The organism is Geomesophilobacter sediminis, from assembly GCF_016458275.1.
Lineage (GTDB): Bacteria > Desulfobacterota > Desulfuromonadia > Geobacterales > Geobacteraceae > Geomesophilobacter > Geomesophilobacter sediminis.
Genome location: NZ_JAEMHM010000024.1, coordinates 34,615 through 54,363 on the forward strand (window position 1 = coordinate 34,615; position 19,749 = coordinate 54,363).

Genomic DNA, 19,749 nt, shown 5'->3' on the forward strand with positions numbered 1-19,749 from the left:
CCATCTTCCCGAAAAGGAGTCGATGTTATGACCAAGAAGTACCTTGCAATGCTGGTGTTTGTTTTGCTGGCTGGATGCTCCTCCGCTCCTTCCAAGGAGCAGGTCAAGGAGTCGATGAAAAAGCTGATTCCAGTAGATTTTCAGGTGGTTGACGTGCGTGCGGTCAGCCAGGTCCCCGGGCTTGTCGAGGTGGTAATCAAAGCCGGCAACCAGCCGATGGTGATCTACATGGACAAAAAGGCCAAGTACGTCCTTTCGGGAAGCCTGATGGAAGTGGACACCAAGAAAAACCTTACTAGGGAGACGGTCACCAAGTATCAAACGAAATAGGGCCACTTCCGGCAGTTAGTTCGAAAGCAAAAGCCAGGTAAATCCTGGCTTTTGCTTTTTGTGGGTTTGGGTCCCTCGAAGAGGTAGGTAATCGCGGGATTAACCGCCCCAGGCTGGCATTGCTTTTCCCCCTGCGATATTTTTTGCCTACCGGGAAAAATGCTGTTATTATCCGGCGATGCCTGTTGCCGGCCTCGCGGCTCTTGTGCTGACAGGGTTACCGGGCGGTGATGGGTGTCGTTTCAATGTAAGTCAAGCAAGATAAGGAGAGGGCATGTTCAGATATCTGACTGCGGGGGAGTCGCACGGACCGCAATTGACCGCGATAGTGGAAGGGATCCCGGCGGGTCTCAAATTGACCGAAGAGCAGATCAACCAGGATCTGATCCGGAGACAGGGTGGCTACGGCAGGGGCGACCGGATGAAGATCGAGACCGACCGGGTCCGGCTTCTTTCCGGGGTCCGCTGGGGTGAGACGCTGGGGTCCCCGATCACGCTCGTGGTGGAAAACCACGACTGGGCGAACTGGGATGAGAAGATGTCGCCGTACGAGGAGCATCGCGACGAGAGCATCGCGGTAACCCGCGCCCGCCCCGGTCATGCCGATCTTCCCGGCGCTCTCAAATACAATCACCGCGACGTCCGCAACATCCTGGAGCGCTCCAGCGCCCGCGAGACCGGCGTCCGGGTGGCGGTCGGCGCCCTTGCCAAGGCCTACCTCGCCGCTTTCGGGATCCGCGTCGACGGCTGCGTCGTCGAACTCGGTGGGGTAAAGGCCACGCGCCCGAACGTTTCCGCCGAAGAGCTGAAAAAGCTGGTGGCGGCGTCCCCGCTTTATACCTATGATCCGGCCGCCGAAAAGGACATGATCGCCATGATCGACTGGGCCCACTCCGAGGGGAACACTCTGGGCGGTGTCGTCGAAGTCCGGGTTACCGGCGTTCCCATCGGCCTGGGAAGCCACGTCCAGTGGGACCGCCGGCTCGACGCACGTCTTGCCGCCGCGGTGATGAGTATCCAGGCCTTCAAGGGGGTGGAGATCGGCGCCGGTTTCGAGGCCGCCCGCACTCCCGGTTCCAAGGTCCACGACGAGATCTTCTACGATGCGGCGCGGAAGGGGACGCCGGGGAATCCGACCGGCTTCTACCGGACCGGCAACAACGCCGGCGGGCTCGAAGGGGGGATCAGCAACGGCGAGGAGCTCGTGGTGCGCGGCGCCATGAAACCGATCCCGACGCTCTACACGCCGCTCAAGTCGGTGGACATCGTGACCAAGGAAGCGTACGAGGCGACCGTGGAGCGCTCCGACGTCTGTGCGGTGCCGGCGGCATCCGTCGTTGCCGAAACCGTGGTTGCCATCGAGATTGCCAACGCCTTCATGGAGAAGTTCGGTGGCGACTCCATCGCGGAGACCTCCCGGAACTACGCATCCTATCTGGAGTATCTGAGGGAATATTAAAAGGATGGACGTCGCGTTTCGTTTCTGAACGCGACCTGCCAGCTATAGGTGGCCGATTCGGGGAATTGCCGGTAGGAGCGACATTGACGGGTAAGAGGACAAGGCATCCACAGAGAGGCAACTAACTACCGTAAACACCTTCACATGATCGGTAATTGATTCAAAGCATGGTGTATGATATTCTCCGGCCTCGTAGTTGAGGCCTTTTTTATGAAAGAAGAGGTACCAGTGACTGTAGAAACCATCGATGTAGCTCTTGGTGACCGCAGCTATAAGATCACCCTGGGCGCCAATATCCTTGATACCATCGGCGAGCTTTGCCAAAGCCTCGGGCTTTCCGGAACCGTCGCCGTTGTTTCCAACTCCACGGTCGCTCCCCTTTACTATGACCGGGTGCGGGTTTCCCTGCAGGCTGCCGGCTTCCGCCCGCTTCTGATCGAACTTCCCGATGGGGAATCGTATAAGAACAGCGCCACCCTCAACCTCATCTACGACGGCCTCATTGAAGGCGGCCTCGACCGCGGCTCGTTCCTCATCGCCTTGGGGGGCGGGGTGATCGGCGACATGGCCGGTTACGCCGCGGCTACCTATCTGCGGGGCATTCCCTTCGTCCAGGTCCCGACTACGCTCCTTTCCCAGGTCGACTCCAGCGTCGGCGGCAAGACCGGGATCAACCACGAACGGGGCAAGAACCTGATCGGGGCCTTCTACCAGCCGAAGGCGGTCCTGATCGACGTCGCCACCCTGGACACGCTTCCGGAGCGGGAATACCTGAGTGGTTTGGGCGAAATCATCAAGTACGGCGCGGTGCTCGACGGGGAATTTTTCACCTTTCTTGAGGAAAACGCCGGTCCCCTGCTGGACCGGGACAAGGCGGCCCTGATTCGTGCCGTTGCCTGTTCCTGTGCCATCAAGGCGCGGGTGGTCTCCGAGGACGAGCGGGAAGGGGGCGTGCGCGCGGTATTGAATTACGGCCATACCCTGGGCCATGCGGTGGAAACGCTCACCGGGTACGGCGCGTTCCTGCACGGCGAGGCCGTTGCCATCGGGATGATCCAGGCCGCGCGGATTTCCCGCGAGTTCGGGTTTTGCAACGACGACGATTGCGCCCGTATCGAGGCGCTGGTTACCCGGCTGGGGCTGCCGCGCCAGCTTCCGGTCTATCCGGCCGACTCCTATCTGGAGGTGCTGTCGCACGACAAGAAGGTGCGCCAGAGCGGGCTGCTCTTCATCTGCAATGCCGGGATCGGCCATTACAAGATGGAGCGGGTGCGGGACATCGGGGCGCTTTTGAGGGTCTGCGGTATCCAGTAACAGGTCGATCGGCGCCGGTTGTGGAGTTCTATAGGAGCGCCTTTCCAGGGGCGATCCGCCGAAGGCGGTAACAACGGTTGCGGTTGATTCGCGCCTGGAAAGGCGCGCCCCCAGAGTAGGCAGCCACCGCGCGCATTCAAGAGACGGGTTCGGGGCAGCAATGCCCGGTATGATCCAGAACCGACGGAGAACGACAGATGGTCGATGACAGCCTTTCCTTCTGGACCGATATCAAGCGCTACGAGGACGAACTGAGCGCCAATCCCTCCTCGATGTGTTTTTTGAAACTTGCCGAGGTGTACCGGAGGCTCGGGCTTTTGGACGATGCCGTTTCGGTGGCCCAGAAAGGGAGCGCCCGGCATCCCGATTCCGTTGAGGCTCTCCTGGTATTGGGGGAGGTGGCGCACGACCGGGGGCTGGTCGATGAGGCCCGACCTGCGCTCGAGCGGGTGCTGGCCGTCGAGCCGGAAAACGTGACGGCGCTGAAGCTTTTGGGGAGGATTTACGCCGCCGACGCCGAGATCGAAAAGGCGCAGCAAATGCTGGAACGGGCGCTGCTGCAGGCTCCCGACGACCCCGAGGTCTCCTTCCTGCTCGCATCTTTGGATGCCGCGCCGCCGAAGGGATCGCAACCGGTGGCGCCGGAAGAGCCGGTGGAGGAGTTGTCGGAGCCGATCGGCTCGTTTGAGGACCTGGACCTGGTCGAGGAGTTGGTCGAATTGGAGGAGGTCGAAGTGATCGACGCACTCGACGATCTGGAAGAACTGGAGGGGCTCTTTGACCTCGAGCAGTTGGAGGAGAAGGGGGCTCACCTGGAGCCGGCCGGGTTGCATGAACACGTGGTCGAGCCCGCTGCCGCGGTAACCGAAGGGATCGAGGCTCCCCGCGAGCCGTCCCCGACCCGCAAAACCGCCGCCTCGATTTCACCTGCCGCGCCGAGAAATCCTCTTTCCACCGTGACCATGGCGGAGCTCTACGTCACGCAGGGGCTGCTCGAAAAGGCCCTCGACGTCTATCGCGACCTTCTGGCTGCCGATCCCGGCAACCCCAAGTACCTCTCGCGTTCCGCGGAAATCATCGAGATCCGCGCCCGGGAGGCCGCCGTACCGCCCGCCACGGACCAGGGTTCCACCCAGGAGATCGTCAACCGTCTTACCCAGTGGCTCGACAACATAAGGAGCAGGCGCCATGGCATTTAAAGATATCCTGCGTGAGGTGGTTGAGAAATGCAGCGGCGCACGTGCCGCGGTGATGCTGGGCTTTGACGGGATCACCGTCGACGAGTATCTTGCCGAGGGGGCGAACCTGGACCTGCAGCAGATCTCGGCCGAGTACGGGGCGCTGCTCAAGGATTTGGACGAGACGGTCGGGGCGCTCAAGGAGGGAAACCTGCAGGAGGTGACGGTAGCGACCGACCTGTCGCGGGTGGTCCTGCGGCGGGTGGATGAGGATTACTTCGTGGCCCTGCTCCTGGATGGCGCGGGAAACGTCGGAAAAGGACGGTATCTGCTGCAATGCGCTGCCATTAAAATGAGGGAAGAACTGGACTAGGCGTTTGACGCGGTTGACTAAATGTTCCGGACCTGTTGACAGAAATTCCGTCTTCTGAAACCATCGTTTCATAGATAGTAAAAACAGCGTAACCACTGTAAATTCTTACTGCGAACGCTCCTTTCACTCATTGGAAAATTTGATTGTCATGGGGACGGTATTTATGTTAGAACACAGAATCTCCGCGGCCAGGAGGTGCCTCGAGCGTTTAGGCGCCGACCTTCTGATCGTTTCAAACCTCAGCAACGTCAGATACCTTTGTGGTTTCACCGGCAGCGAGGGCCTGCTGATCCTCTCCAAAAATGAAGGTTGGTTCCTCACCGATTCCCGCTACACATCCCAAGCCGGCGAGGAAGTATCCGGAGCTCGGGTGGTCGAGTTCTCGATCAAGCTCGACAGCGCGAGCGAGATCGTTTTGGGGAGCGGGGCGAAGAAGGTTGCCTTCGAGGCGGTGCACACCACCGTCGCCACCTACAGGGAGATGGGCAAGAAGATGCCGGGGGTCCGGTTCCTCCCTGCGGACAAGGAACTGGTCAGTTTGCGGAGTGTCAAGGACGCGGCGGAACTGGTGCTTCTGGAAAAGGTGGCCCAGATTGCCTCGACGGCACTTACGGAAACGTTAGCCGAGGTGAAGCCCGGGGCGCGCGAAAGCGACGTGGCCTGGGCGCTTGAGTGCGCCATGCGCCGCGGCGGGGCCGAGGGGAAATCCTTCGACTTCATCGTCGCCTCCGGCGAGCGCGGCGCGCTGCCGCACGGCAAGGCCTCGGAAAAGCTGATCCAAAAAGGGGAGCTGGTCACCCTCGATTACGGTGCCATGTACCGCGGCTACTGCTCCGACGAGACCCACACCGTCTGCGTCGGCGAGCCGGATCCCCGCCAGCGGGAGATCTATGAGGTGGTGCGCACCGCCCAGTACAAGGCGATCGACGCGGTGCGGCCGGGGCTTACCTTCAAGGAGCTCGACGAGGTGGCCCGCGGCTACATCGACGAAAAAGGTTACGGGAAATATTTCGGGCACGGCCTCGGCCACGGCGTGGGCCTGGACATACACGAACCGCCGACCGTCTCTTTCCGCTCCACCGCGAAGGTGGAGGAGGGGATGGTCTTCACCATCGAGCCGGGGATCTACATTCCCGGGTTCGGGGGCGTTCGCATCGAAGACACCGTTGTTGTGGAAGGCGGCAAAGCGCGCCGCATTACCAGGGTTCCCAAGGAACTCATGGTACTTTAATCAAAGGGAAAAAGGAGAGCAGGGTGGATATAAAAGACCTTAAGACGCTGATCAAGATGGTAACCGAGACCGACATCACCGAGTTCGAGCTGGAGAACGCTGAGGACAAGATCGTCATCAAGCGTGGCACCACCGTGGCGGCACCGCAGTTCCAGGTGCAGCAGCCGGTTCCGTTCTCCTACGCCCCGGCGGCGCCGGTGGCTCCCGCGGCCGCTGCAGCTCCGGCGGCAGCAGCACCGGCTGCGGCCAAAGAGGAAGGTGACGTCATCACCTCCCCGATCGTCGGTACCTTCTATCGCGCTCCTGCTCCCGATGCCGCTCCGTATGTCGAGATCGGCAAGGTGGTCGAGAAGGGCGAAGTCCTCTGCATCGTCGAGGCGATGAAGCTCATGAATGAGATCGAAGCCGAGTTCCGCTGCAAGATCGTCAAGATCTGCAAGGAGAACGCCGAGCCGGTCGAGTACGGCGACGCGCTCTTCGTGGTGGAAAAACTGGGCTAGGAGCCCGAATCCCCTTCATCGGAGACCAAATGTTCCATAAAATACTTATCGCCAACCGGGGGGAGATCGCCCTCCGGATCATCAGGACCTGCAAGGAGATGGGGATCAAGACGGTCGCCGTCTACTCCAAGCCGGACAGCGAATCGCTCCACGTGAAGCTCGCCGACGAGAGCGTCTGCATCGGCCCCGCGCCGAGCCTCTCCAGCTACCTGAACATCAACGCCATCATCTCCGCCGCCGAGCTGACCGACGCGGAGGCGATCCATCCCGGCTACGGCTTTCTCTCCGAGAACGCCCAGTTCGCCGAGATCTGCGAGAACTGCGGCATCACCTTCATCGGCCCCACCGCAGAAAGCATGCGGATCATGGGGGACAAGATCAGCGCCCGCCAGGCGGTGATCAAGGTCGGCGTCCCCATCCTCCCCGGTACCAAGGAGGGGGTGCACGACGTCAACGAGGCGATCAAGGTCGCCAAGGAGATCGGGTTCCCGGTCATCATCAAGGCGACCGCCGGCGGCGGCGGGCGCGGAATGAAGATCGTCCACTCCCCGGCGGCGCTCCCCAACGCCTTCGCCACCGCCCGCGCCGAGGCCCAGAGCGGCTTCGGCAACCCCGAGGTCTACATCGAGCGCTACTGCGAATCGCCGCGCCACGTCGAGATCCAGATCCTGGCCGACAAGCACGGCAACGTGATCCACTTGGGCGAGCGCGACTGCTCGATCCAGCGCCGCCACCAGAAGGTGATCGAGGAGGCCCCCTCCACCGTCACCACCCCGGAGCTGCGCAAGGCGATGGGGGACGCCGCGGTTGCCGCCGCCAAGGCCGTGAACTACTCCTCGGTCGGCACCATGGAGTTTCTGGTCGACAAGAACAACAACTTCTACTTCATGGAGATGAACACCAGGGTTCAGGTCGAGCATCCGGTAACCGAAATGGTGACCGGCGTCGACGTGGTCAAGGAGCAGATCCGCTCCGCCTACGGCCTCAAGCTCCGCTACACCCAGGACGATATCCAGATCAAGGGGCACGCCATCGAGTGCCGGATCAACGCCGAGGACTCGGTGAAGTTCACCCCGTCTCCGGGCAAGATCACCGACTACCACACCCCCGGCGGGCTCGGCGTAAGGGTTGACTCTTTCGTCTACACCAATTACAGTGTGTTGCCGCACTACGACTCCCTGATCGCCAAGCTGATCGTCCACGCCGACACCCGCGACGAGGCGATCAAGCGGATGGCCCGGGCGCTGGACGAGTACATCGTCGACGGGATCAAGACCACCATCCCGTTCCACAAGCGGATCATGGCCAACAAGGACTTCATTGAAGGGAACATCGATACCGGCTTCATCGAACGACTGGTTCTGGAGTAGCTATGGAATTTCCTGAAGAGCTCAAGTACAGCAAGGAACATTTCTGGGTACGGGTTGAAGGCGAGCGTGCCGTCATCGGGATCACCGATTACGCACAGGCCGAGCTGGGGAATATCTCCTCGGTGGAGCTCCCCGAAACCGGGGACGAACTGGAGCAGGACGACTCCTTCGGGTCCATCGAAGCGAGAAAGACCGTAGCGGAGTTGTATGCGCCCCTGTCCGGGACGGTGCTCGAGGTGAACCACGAATTGGGGAATGCCCCCGAATTCGTGAACGACGACCCGTATGATGCCGGGTGGCTCGTGGTCCTGGAGATGGCCGACCCGGAGGAGCTGAACCTCCTGATGGCGTCGGACGCCTACGAGGAATACGTGTCGGTCGCCGACGAAGAAGACTAACCGAAAACCTGAGAAGTCGCACCAGACAAAAGGCGAGAGTAAATCTCGCCTTTTGCTTTGGGGAAAGGGGATTTGTAATGCAGCACCTGCGGATCGGACACATTCACTATGCCAACTGCACTCCGATTTTCAGCGCCCTCAAAGGGCACTTCGATTGCAGTCGGTACGATTTCGTTACCGGCGTTCCGTCTCGGCTCAATGCCATGCTCCGTGCCGGTGAAATCGATCTGAGTCCCTCGTCCTCCATCGAGTACGCGCTTTCCCACCAGGATTACTCCCTGCTCCCCAATCTCTCTATCAGCTCGATCGGTGCGGTGAAAAGCGTCTTTCTCTATTCCCGGGTCCCCATTGAAACCCTTGATGGTTCCTGCATCGGTCTGACCGCCGAGTCCGATACCTCGGTACGGCTCCTGAAGGTGCTGCTGGCCAAGAAATACGGGTTCTCCAACACGTTCGAACGGACCAGCCTCATCCCGGACGATGCGCTGCAGCAGTATCCGGCACTCTGCGTGATCGGCGACGCCGCGCTGAAGGCGGCGGCCAGCCGCGGCTCGAACCTGGTGTACGACCTGGGGGAGCTCTGGTACGAGTTTACCGGCCTTCCTTTTGTCTTTGCGCTGTGGATTGTGAGACGGGAGGCGGTGCGACGGCTGCCGGCGGATCTGGCCCAACTGGCGGGGGACCTGGTGCGGGCCAAGGAATATGCCTACGCCCATTATCGGGAGATTGCGGAGAATTGCGGAGAGCGCGAATGGATGGAGCCGGCGGTGCTGGAGGACTACTGGCGGACGATTTCCTACGATCTGACCACGGCCCATCTGGAGGGCGCCCGGACCTTCTTCCGCTACGCTTTTGAACTAGGTCTGATACCCGCCGAGCCGGAGATCAGGTTCTTTGATCAATGAAACAATGAGACAATGGAACAATGAAACAATGAAAACAGCTCGTTCCCAAGGTCTACCTTGGGAACGTAATCTCTCAATGAGTTCCAGCTTGTGCATAGTGCAAAGCTGGAGCTTTGTTTTTTTGTGGGAAGGTTCCCGAACTCTAGCTTGGGAACCAGGGGGCGAGGCGGGGGCGCCTGTTTATGCCACGAACCTGCTCGTTGCAGGTAGGGGCGCAGCATGCTGCGCCCGGCAGGCCGATAATCGCGACAAGAATGTCGCTCCTACAGTGTTAGGCTCGCTTCTTTGTTGCGGCATAGTCGGCAAGTATCTTCGCGTGATCGAAGCAAAGCGGGGAGGGGAGGGCGTCGATCGGGAAGACGCCGAGACCGGCGGCGTCGTCGCCCGCCTGGGGGGTACCGTCGGCCTGGGCCACAAAAACGGTCGAGATGGTGTGGCAGCGCTTGTCGCGCTTGGGATCTGAGTAGCAGCCCAGCAGCCTGAGGTTTGTCACCTCCAGTGCCGTCTCCTCCTGGCTTTCCCGGGTTGCCGCCGCTTCCAGCGTCTCCCCGTAGTCGACGAACCCACCCGGTATGGCCCACCCGTACGGCTCGTTTTTCCTCTCGATCAGCACGATGCCTCCCGCTACCTCGATGATGATGTCCACGGTGGGGAGGGGATTCCGGTATTCCTTTACCTTGCTGCCGCAGTTGGGACAGGCGATGTACTCAAATGGCATCGAAAGCCTCCTTGAATTTCACGATATAAAGCTGGGGAACTGACTCAGGTAGAGTGGTGAATACCGGTGGGAGCGCCTTTCCAGGCGCGATTCAAATCCCGGCAGGGATAGGCGCTCCCACAACACTATAAGGAGGGGATTTTACCGAAGAAGGGTCCAGATAACAAAAAAGGGAGGATGAAACATCCTCCCTTCTCTGTGAGACTTGGGGTTTGACTACTTTTTCTTCTTGGCGCCCGCGGCTTTCTTGGATGCCTTGAGCGGGTTGATCTTCGCGTCGTCGGTCTTGATGTCGACCTTGACGTGGGTAGCAAAGTTGCAGATACCGGCAGCCCACTTCTTCTCAGGAGCCGGATAGGCCCCACAGACCTTCCCGATGCTGCTCTCGACGATCCTGTCACAACCTTCACAGTTCTCGACGATCGGCTGGCAAGAGCCCTCAGTAAACGCACAACCCTGTTTTCCCCAGAAGGTACACTCGGCACCAGGAAGAACTGTTTGACACTGCATAAAACCTCCTCTAAATTCCCCGTAATTGCTGAATACAAGTCACTCTACCAATTTCGAAAGAAAAAAGTCAACACCTAAAAACCTCCTTTCTTTTAGTCTTCCACTTGACTCTCAGAGCCCTTTGCATTACCCTCTGTTAATTATTTTCCACGCCTGCTCTGAGGGAAATGTTCCGTCCGGCACGGCGCAGAAAGCACGTTTTCCCCTTTAATGCGGCAACTTCTATCTCTCAGGAGGGTTACTATGCAACGAATTACGTTTGGCACCTCTGGCTGGCGCGGCATTCTGTGTGAGGACTTCATTTTTGACAACGTCAAAGTCGTCACCCAGGCGATTGCTGACAATCTCAAGGCCTCTGGCGAAGCCTCCAAAGGGGTTATTGTCGGGTATGACTCCCGTTTCATGGGGGAACAGTTCGCTCGGGAGTGCGCCCGCGTTCTAACCGGGGCCGGTATCAAGACCTTCATCTGTGTCCGCGACACGCCTACGCCGGTGATTTCCTTCGAGATTCTGCGCCGGAAAACGGCCGGAGCGATCAATTTTACTGCGAGTCACAACCCGCCACAATACAACGGCATTAAATTTTCCCCATCCTGGGGCGGTCCTGCCCTCCCGGAAACCACCAACGACATCGAGCGCCGCGCCAACGAGATGATGGGCGAGGTCTGCTACCGGGAGCTCTCCCTGGACGAGGCTTTCAAGACCGGCCTCCTGGAAGAGATCGACCCGATGGAGACCTACCTTGCCGATCTGGCCAACAAGGTGGATTTCAAGGCGATCGCGAAGCTCGGCACCCTTGCGGTAAATCCGCTCTACGGAACCGCCCGCGGCTATCTCGCCGAACCGCTGGAGGCCCACGGGGTGAAGGTGGTCCAGATCAACGACCGCCGCGACCCGTACTTCGGCGGTTTTCCCCCCGAGCCCTCCGAGAAGTACATCCAGGACTTCATCAAGCTCGTCAAGGAGAACCCGGAGATCCGTCTCGGGATCGCCACCGACGGCGACGCGGACCGCTTCGGGATCGTCGACGGCGACGGGAGCTTCATCGAGCCGAACTATATCATTGCACTGCTCCTCGATTACCTGGTCCGGGTGCGCGGCATGAAAGGAGGGGTCGGGCGCAGCGTCGCCACCTCCCACCTCATCGACGCCGTCGCCAAGCACCACGGCATCGAGGTGTTCGAGACCCCGGTCGGATTCAAGTACATCGGCGAACTGATCAGCCAGGGGAAAATCATTATCGGCGGCGAGGAGAGCGCCGGGCTCAGCATTCAGGGGCACGTGCCGGAAAAAGACGGCATCCTGGCCTGTCTGCTGGTAGCAGAGATGGTCGCCAACGAAGGGATGTCGGTCAAGGCCCTCCTGGAGCGTCTCTACGAGCAGGTAGGGCGGTATCTTACCAAGCGGGTGAACATCACCCTGTCCGAGCAACTGGAGGCGGCCTTCCCGCAGAAGATCGCGGCGACTCCGTCGAGTTTCGCCGGCGTTCCGGTTAAGGAGAAGATCACCATCGACGGCAACAAGTTCATCCTCGAAGACGGCAGCTGGCTCCTTTTCCGCAAGTCGGGAACCGAGCCGGTGGTGCGGCTTTACTGCGAGGCCTCCAGCGAAAACCGCCTGGAGGCGCTGATCGCCGCAGGCCGGGAGTTCATCGTCGGGTAGGAACGCGGTTTAACAGCGGGAGTCCCCTCTCCCCTGGGAGAGGGTGGCCGGAGGCCGGGTGAGGGCCGGTGCACCGGATGTCGCTGCTTCCCTCACCCCACCCCTCTCCCGGAGGGAGAGGGAGCTTACCTCCCTTTGAATGGCGAGAGACAGCCCGTGGCGTTTACCGGCAGGCATTCATGAACTGCCGGTAAACGCCGCGGGTTTTTTTTATGGATAATTTTTGTCCAATTGCTTAATATTTGCACTTGGCCTTCGTTTGCCGAAGAGCCCCTCCAGCGAACCTGAGCGGACAGCGGCGGTAGTTTTGCCTCGGCTTCAGGTTTATTCGGAAGTAAAAACTCATGCAATTCCGCTTGGTTCTCGTCATCGTAACGTTTGATGAGGACGCGAATTTTCGGCTGCGGACCGGAGTTTGCAGAAAGGCGGGAAGGGGAGGCGGGGACCACCGCCGGTGCCAGGCACCAGTTAATCCATCGCCGGTGCCAGGCACCAGTTAAGGAAGGATCCACCGCGGGTGCCAGGATCCACCGGCGGTTAAGCATGGGCATCCAACGTCGGTGTCTCAGCGTTGAATGTGCTTTGCTGACTGCCGCGCTTGGGTTTTTTGCAAGTTGGGGGTTCTCTTTCTACAATCGTTGCGCTAAGATAAGCGGACAAATCTACAGGAGGGTCTATGTGGGACTATACCGATAAGGTGAAAGAACACTTCCTCAACCCGAGGAATGTTGGCGAGATAGTTGATGCGGATGCGGTCGGCGAGGTCGGCAGCTTGGCGTGCGGCGATGCTCTGAAGCTTTTCATCAAGCTGGATGAGAAGAAAGAGCGGATCGTCGATGCGAAGTTCCAGACCTTCGGCTGCGGCTCTGCGATCGCCTCTTCCTCGGCTTTGACTGAGATGGTGAAAGGGAAGACTCTCGACGAGGCACTTCAGGTCACCAATCAGCAGATCGCCGATTTCCTTGGCGGTCTTCCCGAAGAAAAGATGCACTGCTCGGTCATGGGACAGGAGGCGCTGGAAGTTGCCATCGCCAAATACCGCGGCGTGGACGCTCCGGTGCACGGCCATGATCACGAGGCGATGGAAGGTGAGCTCGTCTGCAAGTGTTTCGGGCTGACCGACGTCTTCCTCAAAAAGGTCATCGCGTCGAACAAGCTGCACACCGCCGAGCAGGTCACCCATTTCACCAAGGCCGGCGGCGCCTGCGGCGGCTGCATCCCGCGCATCAAGGAATTGATCGCCGAGGTGATGGGCGAAGAGAAGAAGGCGGTTGCCACCCAGCGTCCGTCGAAGCTTACCAACCTGAAGAAGATGCAGCTCATCCAGGAAACTCTGGAAAACGAGATCCGGCCGCAGCTGTGGGCTGACGGCGGCGACCTCGAGCTGATCGATATCGACGGGGCCACCGTTCAGGTCGCCTTCCGCAAAGCCTGCGCCGGCTGCGCCTCTTCGGGGCACACGGCGAAATTCGTCCAGGAGAAACTCCGCGAGATGGTGTCGGAAGACATCGTTGTGCAGGAGGTCCAGGGATGAAGGAAATCTATCTCGACAACAACGCCACCACCAAGGTAGACGAGCTGGTTTTCGAGGAGATGCGTCCGTACTTTTGCGACCTGTACGGCAACCCGAGTTCCATGCACTTCTTCGGTGGGCAGGTGCAGAAAAAGGTGGACGAGGCGCGGGCCCGTGTGGCTTCGCTTTTGGGGGCGCTCCCCGACGAAATCGTCTTCACCGCCTGCGGCACCGAGAGCGATAATGCTGCCATCCGCTCCGCCCTGGAGGTTTTCCCGGAGAAGCGGCACATCATCACCACCCGGGTGGAGCATCCGGCGGTCCTGACCCAGTGCCGTAACCTCTCGCGCCGCGGCTACCGCGTGACGGAATTGAACGTGGACGGCGAGGGACAGCTCGACCTCAAGGAACTCGAAGCCGCGCTGGACGATGACACCGCGATTGTCTCCATCATGTATGCCAACAACGAGACCGGCGTCATTTTCCCGGTCGAGGAAGCGGCGAAGATGGTCAAGGCGAAGGGGGCGATCTTCCATACCGATGCGGTGCAGGCGGTGGGCAAGATCCCGCTGAACATGGCGGAGTCGGCGATCGATCTGCTTTCGATCTCCGGGCACAAACTGCACGCCCCGAAAGGCGTCGGCGTCCTGTATGTCAGACGGGGAACCCCGTTCCGTCCGCTGCTGGTTGGCGGGCACCAGGAGCGCGGCCGCCGGGCCGGGACCGAGAACACCGCATCCATCATCGCGATGGGCAAGGCATGTGAACTCGCCCAGAAGCACATGGATGACGAGAACACCCGCGTGCTCGCCATGAGGGATCGTCTGCAGGCCGAGCTTACCGCGGCAATTCCCAACACCAGGATCAACGGCGGCGGGACGAGTCGTCTCCCGAACACCCTTTCCATCGCGATGGAATTCGTGGAAGGGGAGGGGGTGCTTCTGCTCCTTTCCGAGAAGGGCATCTGTGCTTCTTCCGGCAGCGCCTGCACCTCCGGGTCGCTGGAGCCCTCCCACGTGCTGCGCGCCATGGGGGTACCGTTCACCTGCGCCCACGGCTCGATCCGCTTCTCCCTCTCGCGTTTCACCACCGATGAAGAGATCGACGCCGTGGTCCGCGAACTGCCGCCGATCATCCGCCGTCTGCGCGAGATGTCCCCGTTTGGGCGGGAGTTCCTGGATAAGAAGTAGCGACGGCTGTTCGAGACATAGGATGAAATGAGAAAGGGGTTGAGCAATTTGCTCAACCCCTTTCTTGTTTAGCGGTAGGAAAACCCCATCCTCACCCGGTCTCGCCGGATACTCCCGGGCCCAGCCATTCGGGGGAGTGGTAGGTGCCGTCGAAGTCGTGGCTGGTCTTGTACATTTCATACTCCCCGTCGGCCGCCACCTTGGCGGTCCGGGTCAAAAGAGAAGCCATTTCCCCGTGGGACAACTTGCGGAAGCTCCTCCCCGCCTCGATCGCCTGCTTCACTACCGCCAATGAGTCGCATCCGGTGATCACCACGCTGGTGGGGAGGCTCATCGCGTAGTGCAGGCACTCTACCGGGGTGACCATCTTGCTCTTCAGAATGATCCCGGCCCCCATCGGTTTCATCCCCAACACCCCGATCCGCTGCTTTACCAACACCGGGAGGACCTTCTTCTCGAAGCTGTGATAGTGGGAATCCATGACGTTGAGCGGCATCTGAACGGTGTCGAAGCGGAAGTTGTGCTTCTCCGCCGTGTGCAACATCTTCAGATGAATGTCGGGACTCTTGTGCCCCGTGAAACCGATGTAGCGGACCTTACCGGCCCGCTTCGCTTCCAACACGGCTTCCAGCGCTCCGCCGGGAGCAAAGATCCGCTCCGGATCGGGCATCCGGATGATCTCGTGGAACTGCAAAAGGTCGATGTGGTCGGTCTGCAGGCGTCGCAACGAGTCGTTGATCTGTTTTGCTGCCGTCGCCTTGTCCCTGCCGTCGATTTTGGTCATCAAAAAGGCTTTTTTCCGGTAACCGTCCCGTAACGCCTTTCCCATTCTCTCTTCGCTTTTTCCCCCGTTGTAATCCCAGCAGTTGTCCAGGAAGTTGATCCCGTTGTCCAATGCGGTCCTTACGATGGCAATGCTTTCTTTTTCGTCGGTCGGCAGCCCGATGTGGTAGCCACCGATACCGATGGCGGATACCTTCTCGCCGGTGCTCCCAAGCATCCGGTACGGAATGGATCGTTTGGGCAGTGCGGCCAGCACCCCCTTCGGGATCATCGAAACGACCGTCAACGCTGCGGCGGTGGTCAGAACTTGGCGGCGAGTGTAGCGGATCGGATGGTTCATGGCGCCTCCCTTTGAGTAGGAGAAATAGGCAGTGTCGGTCTGGACAATTAGTCGATGCTAACAACGTGCACTGATGTGTCAAGAGTGGGACATCGTTTGAGGCATCCTGCCGCGCGCCGAACCTGTAACGAATAACGACGTTCGTTCTTAATCTTGAGTGGCGGTAAACCGCCACACGATTGGCTGATTTTGGCCAATAGCGGGCGGCATATCTTCTTGGGATAAGCGGTTTTCATTGAATTTCGGGGCGCTGCCGCCGCACCTTGGTTGGCACGTTCCCTGCTCGTAAAACATCATCTTAAAATTATGTCTTACCGGAAGGCTCACCATCATTCACTAAAGGAGAGAAACATGAAACTGAAAGCTTTGCTTGCTGCAGTCCTTTTGGTCGCCTTCGCGTCGAGTGCGCTGGCCGCCGGGCCGATCGTCATCAAGTTCAGCCACGTCGTGGCGCAGAACACCCCGAAAGGGCAGGCCGCCGACTACTTCAAGAAACTTGCTGAGCAGCGCACCAAAGGGAGGGTAAAGATCGAGGTTTATCCGAACAGCCAGCTCTACAAGGACAAGGAAGAGATGGAAGCGCTGCAGCTGGGCGCCGTCCAGATGCTCGCCCCCTCGCTGGCCAAGTTCGCCCCGCTCGGAGTGAAGGAATTCGAGGTGTTCGACCTCCCGTTCATCTTCAACGACTACCAGGACCTCCACAAGGTCACTCAGGGGCCGGTCGGCGCCAAGCTCCTCAAGAAACTGGAGCCCAAGGGGATCCTGGGCCTTGCTTACTGGGACAACGGCTTCAAGGTGATGAGCGCCAACAAGCCGCTCCGGACCGTAGCTGATTTCCGCGGCCTGAAGATGCGCATCCAGTCCTCCAAGGTGCTCGACGCCCAGATGCGCGCCGTAGGCTCCATTCCGCAGGTCCTCGCCTTCTCCGAGGTTTACCAGGCGCTGCAGACCGGCGTCGTGAACGGCACCGAGAACCCCCCCTCCAACCTCTACACCCAGAAAATGCACGAGGTTCAGAAGTACGTAACCGTTTCCAACCACGGCTATCTCGGCTATGCCGTCATCGTGAACAAGAAATTTTGGGAAAGCCTGCCGAAGGACATCCGCACCATCCTCGAAGGGTGCATGAGGGACGCCACCAAGTTCGCCAACGACGTCGCCAAGAAGGATAACGACGAGGCACTGGCCGGCGTGAAGAAATCCGGCCGCTCCCAGATCATCTACCTCACCGCGCAGGAGCGCGCCGCCTGGAAAAAGGCGATGGACAAGGCCCACAGGGAAAACCAGGCCCGCATCGGTGCCGACATCGTCCGCGAAGTTTACGCAGATACCGGTTACAAGCCCTAACGGTCCCAAGTTGCAAGCAGGGGCCGCGGCCGTCGATGCCGCGGCCCCTTTTCAAGAAAAAATCCTTCGGGAGAAGACGCCATGATGAAGTATCTCGATCATCTGGAGGAAGCGATCATCACCTTCCTCATGGGGGCAGCAACCCTCATCATTTTCGTTTCGATCGTCCATCGCTATGCCGCCGGATTTCCCATTCCCGTGGTTCAGGATTGGCTGATCAACCTGAACCTGAGCTGGGCCCAGGAACTCTGTATCTACATGTTCGTCTGGATGGCGAAGTTCGGCGCCGCCTACGGGGTCCGCTCCGGGATTCACGTCGGGGTCGACGTGCTGGTGAACCGGCTCCCGGTGGATTGGCGCAAGAAAGGGGTGATGGTGGCGATCGTCTGCGGCGCCTTCTTCACCGGTATCATCGGGACCCTTGGATGGCGTTTCGTCTGGGAAAACGGCATGCACTACGCCGTGTTCCACCGCTTCGGCCTCCCGACCGGGGAGCTGCCGGAAGGACCGATCACCCCGGACCTCGAATGGCCGACCTGGGTGGTCTACTCCGCCGTACCTCTCGGCTCGTACCTGATGTGCTTCCGTTTCCTGCAGGTCGGCTGGCGTTTCATCCGGACCGGGGAGCTGCCGCGCCATAACGAGGCCCACGTCGAAGGTCTCGAGGAAGAGACCGAAGCTGTAACCGCCAAGGCGGAAGTCGAACTCGTTGCCGGAGGTGCCGGAAAATGAGCCACGTGGAAGCAATTCATGTCGTACCTCCGATGAGTAAACCCAAGGCCGCCGGATGGTTGATCGGCCTGGGGATGCTGTTCGGCGGCATCGCCGTATACTACGGCAACGTCGGGATCGTCTTCGCCCTGTTGCTTACCCTGATGCTGACCGGCGTTCCGGTTTCCATCGCGCTGGGCCTTACCGTTCTCACCTTCCTGTATCTCCTGACCAACGTCCCGATCGAGGCGGTCGCCCTGAAGCTCTTCACCGGGATCGAGAAGTTCGAGATCATGGCGATCCCGTTTTTCATCCTGGCCGGCAACTTCCTGACCCATGGCGGGGTCGCCCGCCGGATGATCAACTTCGCCACCAGCATGATCGGGCACTGGCACGGCGGCCTGGCCCTGGCCGGGATTCTTGCCTGTGCCATGTTCGCCCTGGTCTGCGGGTCGAGCGTCGCCACCGTCGTCGCCATCGGCTCCATCATCCTGCCGGCCATGGTGCGCCACGGCTACCCGATGCGGTTCGGCGCCGGGGTCATCGTCTGTGCCGGCTCGCTGGGGATCCTGATGCTGCCGTCGATCCCCAAGGTCATCTATGCGATCTCGACCAACACCTCGATCGGCGCCCTGTTCGTCGCCGGTCTGGTCCCGGGGATCCTGCTCACCATCATGCTCTGCATCGTCACCTGGTACATCTCCAAAAAACGTAACTACATCCGTCTCGAGAAGGCCACCTGGGGGCAGCGGGCCAAGGCGTTCCGCGACAGCGTCTGGGGTCTCATGCTCGTCGTCATCATCGTCGGCGGGATCTACTCCGGCATCTTTACCGCCACCGAGGCGGCCGCGATGTCGGCGGTGTATGCCTTCTTCATCTCGGTCTTCATCTACAAGGACCTCGGCATGAAGGACGTGCCCCGCGTCCTGCTCGCTTCCGCCAACCTGAGCGCGATGCTCCTCTACATCATCACCAACGCGGTGCTCTTCTCGTTCCTCATGTCGCACGAGAACATCCCGCAGGCGATGGCGGACTGGATCCTGGGCAAGGACCTGGGCGTGGTGACGTTTCTGATCTTCGTCAACCTGGTGCTGCTGCTGGCCGGTAACGTCATGGAGCCGTCCTCGATCATCCTGATCTTCGCGCCGATCCTCTTCCCGGCGGCCATGAAGCTCGGGATCGACCCGGTTCACTTCGGCATCCTCATCGACGCCAACATGGAGGTCGGGCTGTGTCACCCGCCGGTCGGCCTGAACCTGTACGTCGCCAGCGGCATCTCCAAATTGAGCATCACGGAACTGACGGTGGCCGTCCTACCCTGGTTGGGGACGATGGTCGTCTTCCTGATCATCGTCACCTACTGGCCGTCGCTTTCCATCTGGCTCCCCAAGATCATGGGGATGATGTAGGCCGGTTCGCGTTGCGGCCGGCACGAGGTTTATCATGTCCAATCATCTCTTCATCTACCTGATCGTGGCACTCAACGCGGCCTGCCACGCAATACTGATCTGGCGCTTGAAGCTGGAGCGGGGGAGTAAATGGCGTTTCTGCCTGGCGACGGTCGGCGTCCCGGCTGCCGTTGCCCTGGCGGTCCGGCTGGGTGTCGCTACCGGCATCCTGCATGCCCATCTGGCGGAACAGGTCGGGATCGAGCGGATCTTCACCAGCCTGGCCAGCATGCTTTTGATCGGAGGGCCCTGGGGGGTGACCGCGGCCGCGGTGCTTTCCCGGAAGAAGGAGCCGGTTCTCGCGGCTCAGCAGTAAGACGTTAAGAGATTCAGACATGAAAAGGGGTTGGGCCCAAAGGCTCAACCCCTTTTCCTTTGTGACAATTTTGGAAAGGCTCAGGGGGAATTGCCTTTCCCATCGAGATGGCTAGAAGCAAATCCCCCCCGCTCCCCTTTTTTCAAAGGGGGG

20 protein-coding genes are annotated in these 19,749 nt (G+C 60.0%); 17 read left to right on the plus strand and 3 right to left on the minus strand.

From position 1 onward, the window contains the following. The first annotated feature begins 27 nt into the window (after nt 1–27). The 10 genes from JFN93_RS22305 to JFN93_RS22350 all read left to right on the plus strand — a co-directional run bounded on the left by JFN93_RS22305 (nt 28) and on the right by JFN93_RS22350 (nt 9,058). Nucleotides 28–330 carry a disulfide isomerase DsbC N-terminal domain-containing protein gene (locus JFN93_RS22305; RefSeq protein WP_199386596.1) on the plus strand — a complete coding sequence of 101 codons (303 nt, stop codon included), beginning with the start codon at nt 28–30 and terminating at the stop codon, nt 328–330. A gap of 274 nt (nt 331–604) precedes the next feature. Further along, nucleotides 605–1,789: a chorismate synthase gene (gene aroC / locus JFN93_RS22310; protein ID WP_199386597.1), complete on the plus strand. Its 1,185-nt coding sequence runs from the start codon at nt 605–607 to the stop codon at nt 1,787–1,789. 228 nt (nt 1,790–2,017) lie between these two features. Next, nucleotides 2,018–3,103 carry a 3-dehydroquinate synthase gene (aroB, locus tag JFN93_RS22315; RefSeq protein ID WP_199386598.1) on the plus strand — a complete coding sequence of 362 codons (1,086 nt, stop codon included), beginning with the start codon at nt 2,018–2,020 and terminating at the stop codon, nt 3,101–3,103. A 197-nt stretch (nt 3,104–3,300) separates the two neighbouring features. Then, the gene (locus tag JFN93_RS22320) at nt 3,301–4,302 is read left to right on the plus strand and encodes a tetratricopeptide repeat protein (RefSeq protein ID WP_199386599.1); all 1,002 of its coding nucleotides are present in this window, start codon (nt 3,301–3,303) and stop codon (nt 4,300–4,302) included. Then, nucleotides 4,292–4,654 (plus strand): roadblock/LC7 domain-containing protein, encoded by a 363-nt coding sequence (locus tag JFN93_RS22325; protein WP_199386600.1) that lies wholly within the window; start codon nt 4,292–4,294, stop codon nt 4,652–4,654. The genes JFN93_RS22320 and JFN93_RS22325 overlap by 11 nt, the downstream gene beginning before the upstream one ends. 163 nt (nt 4,655–4,817) lie before the next feature. Beyond that, complete coding sequence (locus tag JFN93_RS22330) at nt 4,818–5,885, plus strand: M24 family metallopeptidase (RefSeq protein WP_199386601.1); 1,068 nt, start codon at nt 4,818–4,820, stop codon at nt 5,883–5,885. Nucleotides 5,886–5,908: 23 nt separating this feature from the next. Then, nucleotides 5,909–6,385 (plus strand): acetyl-CoA carboxylase biotin carboxyl carrier protein, encoded by a 477-nt coding sequence (gene accB / locus JFN93_RS22335; RefSeq protein WP_199386602.1) that lies wholly within the window; start codon nt 5,909–5,911, stop codon nt 6,383–6,385. Nucleotides 6,386–6,414: 29 nt separating this feature from the next. Then, on the plus strand, nt 6,415–7,755 hold the full coding sequence (gene accC, locus JFN93_RS22340) for an acetyl-CoA carboxylase biotin carboxylase subunit (RefSeq protein ID WP_199386603.1): 1,341 nt from the start codon (nt 6,415–6,417) through the stop codon (nt 7,753–7,755). 2 nt (nt 7,756–7,757) lie between these two features. After that, a complete protein-coding gene (gcvH, locus tag JFN93_RS22345; protein WP_199386604.1) occupies nt 7,758–8,153 on the plus strand; it encodes a glycine cleavage system protein GcvH in 396 nt (131 codons plus the stop codon). A 77-nt stretch (nt 8,154–8,230) separates the two neighbouring features. Beyond that, nucleotides 8,231–9,058, plus strand: coding sequence for a menaquinone biosynthetic enzyme MqnA/MqnD family protein (locus JFN93_RS22350; protein WP_199386605.1), 828 nt, complete (start codon nt 8,231–8,233; stop codon nt 9,056–9,058). 271 nt (nt 9,059–9,329) lie between these two features. On the opposite strand, the gene JFN93_RS22355 is transcribed toward JFN93_RS22350, so the two are convergent. Beyond that, nucleotides 9,330–9,776, minus strand: a complete 447-nt coding sequence (locus tag JFN93_RS22355) for an NUDIX domain-containing protein (protein ID WP_199386606.1) — start codon at nt 9,774–9,776, stop codon at nt 9,330–9,332. 216 nt (nt 9,777–9,992) lie between these two features. Next, a complete protein-coding gene (locus tag JFN93_RS22360; protein ID WP_199386607.1) occupies nt 9,993–10,286 on the minus strand; it encodes a PxxKW family cysteine-rich protein in 294 nt (97 codons plus the stop codon). A 243-nt stretch (nt 10,287–10,529) separates the two neighbouring features. Between JFN93_RS22360 and JFN93_RS22365 the strand changes: the two genes are divergently transcribed. The 3 genes from JFN93_RS22365 (at nt 10,530) to nifS (ending at nt 14,651) form a co-directional block, all read left to right on the plus strand. Then, on the plus strand, nt 10,530–11,948 hold the full coding sequence (locus JFN93_RS22365) for a phosphoglucomutase/phosphomannomutase family protein (RefSeq protein WP_199386608.1): 1,419 nt from the start codon (nt 10,530–10,532) through the stop codon (nt 11,946–11,948). A gap of 676 nt (nt 11,949–12,624) precedes the next feature. After that, a complete protein-coding gene (gene nifU, locus JFN93_RS22370; protein WP_199386609.1) occupies nt 12,625–13,482 on the plus strand; it encodes a Fe-S cluster assembly protein NifU in 858 nt (285 codons plus the stop codon). After that, on the plus strand, nt 13,479–14,651 hold the full coding sequence (nifS, locus tag JFN93_RS22375) for a cysteine desulfurase NifS (protein ID WP_199386610.1): 1,173 nt from the start codon (nt 13,479–13,481) through the stop codon (nt 14,649–14,651). The genes nifU and nifS overlap by 4 nt, the downstream gene beginning before the upstream one ends. Nucleotides 14,652–14,742: 91 nt before the next feature. Here nifS and JFN93_RS22380 read toward each other — a convergent pair whose 3' ends face one another. Continuing rightward, nucleotides 14,743–15,774 carry an aldo/keto reductase gene (locus JFN93_RS22380; protein WP_236021907.1) on the minus strand — a complete coding sequence of 344 codons (1,032 nt, stop codon included), beginning with the start codon at nt 15,772–15,774 and terminating at the stop codon, nt 14,743–14,745. Nucleotides 15,775–16,125: 351 nt separating this feature from the next. Between JFN93_RS22380 and JFN93_RS22385 the strand changes: the two genes are divergently transcribed. From JFN93_RS22385 to JFN93_RS22400, 4 genes are all read left to right on the plus strand, one after another. Further along, a complete protein-coding gene (locus JFN93_RS22385) occupies nt 16,126–17,121 on the plus strand; it encodes a TRAP transporter substrate-binding protein (protein WP_199386611.1) in 996 nt (331 codons plus the stop codon). 81 nt (nt 17,122–17,202) lie between these two features. Next, complete coding sequence (locus JFN93_RS22390; protein WP_199386612.1) at nt 17,203–17,853, plus strand: TRAP transporter small permease; 651 nt, start codon at nt 17,203–17,205, stop codon at nt 17,851–17,853. 32 nt (nt 17,854–17,885) lie between these two features. Continuing rightward, nucleotides 17,886–19,241, plus strand: a complete 1,356-nt coding sequence (locus JFN93_RS22395; protein ID WP_236021909.1) for a TRAP transporter large permease — start codon at nt 17,886–17,888, stop codon at nt 19,239–19,241. Between the two features lie 34 nt (nt 19,242–19,275). Beyond that, nucleotides 19,276–19,596: a hypothetical protein gene (locus tag JFN93_RS22400; RefSeq protein WP_199386614.1), complete on the plus strand. Its 321-nt coding sequence runs from the start codon at nt 19,276–19,278 to the stop codon at nt 19,594–19,596. Nucleotides 19,597–19,749 lie beyond the last annotated feature (153 nt).

What these genes read in the sequence shown, in the direction of transcription:
- JFN93_RS22305 (WP_199386596.1), top strand. Translation starts at nt 28, where the DNA reads ATGACCAAGAAGTACCTTGCAATGCTGGTGTTTGTTTTGCTGGCTGGA.
- aroC (WP_199386597.1), top strand. Translation starts at nt 605, where the DNA reads ATGTTCAGATATCTGACTGCGGGGGAGTCGCACGGACCGCAATTGACC.
- JFN93_RS22320 (WP_199386599.1), top strand. Translation starts at nt 3,301, where the DNA reads ATGGTCGATGACAGCCTTTCCTTCTGGACCGATATCAAGCGCTACGAG.
- JFN93_RS22325 (WP_199386600.1), top strand. Translation starts at nt 4,292, where the DNA reads ATGGCATTTAAAGATATCCTGCGTGAGGTGGTTGAGAAATGCAGCGGC.
- JFN93_RS22330 (WP_199386601.1), top strand. Translation starts at nt 4,818, where the DNA reads ATGTTAGAACACAGAATCTCCGCGGCCAGGAGGTGCCTCGAGCGTTTA.
- accC (WP_199386603.1), top strand. Translation starts at nt 6,415, where the DNA reads ATGTTCCATAAAATACTTATCGCCAACCGGGGGGAGATCGCCCTCCGG.
- gcvH (WP_199386604.1), top strand. Translation starts at nt 7,758, where the DNA reads ATGGAATTTCCTGAAGAGCTCAAGTACAGCAAGGAACATTTCTGGGTA.
- JFN93_RS22350 (WP_199386605.1), top strand. Translation starts at nt 8,231, where the DNA reads ATGCAGCACCTGCGGATCGGACACATTCACTATGCCAACTGCACTCCG.
- JFN93_RS22355 (WP_199386606.1), bottom strand. Translation starts at nt 9,776, where the DNA reads ATGCCATTTGAGTACATCGCCTGTCCCAACTGCGGCAGCAAGGTAAAG.
- JFN93_RS22360 (WP_199386607.1), bottom strand. Translation starts at nt 10,286, where the DNA reads ATGCAGTGTCAAACAGTTCTTCCTGGTGCCGAGTGTACCTTCTGGGGA.
- JFN93_RS22365 (WP_199386608.1), top strand. Translation starts at nt 10,530, where the DNA reads ATGCAACGAATTACGTTTGGCACCTCTGGCTGGCGCGGCATTCTGTGT.
- nifU (WP_199386609.1), top strand. Translation starts at nt 12,625, where the DNA reads ATGTGGGACTATACCGATAAGGTGAAAGAACACTTCCTCAACCCGAGG.
- nifS (WP_199386610.1), top strand. Translation starts at nt 13,479, where the DNA reads ATGAAGGAAATCTATCTCGACAACAACGCCACCACCAAGGTAGACGAG.
- JFN93_RS22380 (WP_236021907.1), bottom strand. Translation starts at nt 15,774, where the DNA reads ATGAACCATCCGATCCGCTACACTCGCCGCCAAGTTCTGACCACCGCC.
- JFN93_RS22385 (WP_199386611.1), top strand. Translation starts at nt 16,126, where the DNA reads ATGAAACTGAAAGCTTTGCTTGCTGCAGTCCTTTTGGTCGCCTTCGCG.
- JFN93_RS22390 (WP_199386612.1), top strand. Translation starts at nt 17,203, where the DNA reads ATGATGAAGTATCTCGATCATCTGGAGGAAGCGATCATCACCTTCCTC.
- JFN93_RS22395 (WP_236021909.1), top strand. Translation starts at nt 17,886, where the DNA reads ATGAGTAAACCCAAGGCCGCCGGATGGTTGATCGGCCTGGGGATGCTG.
- JFN93_RS22400 (WP_199386614.1), top strand. Translation starts at nt 19,276, where the DNA reads ATGTCCAATCATCTCTTCATCTACCTGATCGTGGCACTCAACGCGGCC.